The organism is Pseudomonas donghuensis (genome assembly GCF_000259195.1).
Classification (GTDB): Bacteria; Pseudomonadota; Gammaproteobacteria; order Pseudomonadales; family Pseudomonadaceae; genus Aquipseudomonas; species Aquipseudomonas donghuensis.
Genome location: NZ_JH650760.1, coordinates 63,196 through 63,954 on the forward strand (window position 1 = coordinate 63,196; position 759 = coordinate 63,954).

General features: G+C 63.9%; 2 protein-coding genes. Both read left to right on the plus strand.

Features of this window, described 5'->3' with window-relative positions:
- A partial coding sequence (locus UW3_RS26665) for a Csu type fimbrial protein (RefSeq protein ID WP_010221824.1) occupies nt 1-437 on the plus strand: 437 nt, incomplete at its 5' end.
- A gap of 40 nt (nt 438-477) precedes the next feature.
- A partial coding sequence (locus UW3_RS29360; RefSeq protein WP_010221825.1) for a fimbrial biogenesis chaperone occupies nt 478-759 on the plus strand: 282 nt, incomplete at its 3' end.

A 759-nucleotide genomic window follows, 5' to 3' on the forward strand; every position in this document is an offset into this window, starting at 1 on the left:
TCACCAGCAGCACCTTTCAGGTCAGTGCCACGGTGGCCTCCGGTTGCCTGGTGGTGGGCGCGGTGAGCAACTACGGCAGCCTGGATTTCGGCAGTTATTCGGCGCTGTCGACCAGCAGCGTGAGCACCGCCCTGGGCGGAACGACGGTGACCCTGCAATGCACGCCGGGGGTAAGCCTGAGCATGAGCGTCGATGCCGGATTAAACAGCGCCAGTGGCACGCGCAACCTCAAACGCAGCAGCGGTACTTCGCTGGTGGCCTATCAACTGTTTCGCGATGCCGGCTTCAGCCAGAGCCTGGGCATCAACCAGAGCGTGGCGGTGAGCTACAGCGACCCTGCGGCCATCAGCTTGCCGGTTTACGCCCGGGCCCAGTTGACCGGCACTCTGCCGGCCGGCAGCTATACCGATGTGGTGCAGGTGGTGCTGACCTTTTGAGCCGCGCCGCTGAATGACTTGGATAATAAGGAGTGTGTGCATGGGAGTAGGCGCTGGCAGTTCGCGCTTGGGTTACAACCTCTTGGCTTGCGCGGTTGCCCTGTTGGGCAGTGCACCGTTGCAGGCCGCCACTTCGGTACTGATCTGGCCGATCGATCCAGTGCTGGAGGCCAATCAGAAAGCCGGGGCGCTGTGGTTGGAAAACCGCGGCGACGCACCGGCCAACCTGCAGGTCCGGGTGTTCGCCTGGCGCCAGGGCGAGTTCGACGATCAGTACCAGGCCCAGCGCGAGATCATCGGCAGCCCGCCGGGGGCCAATATC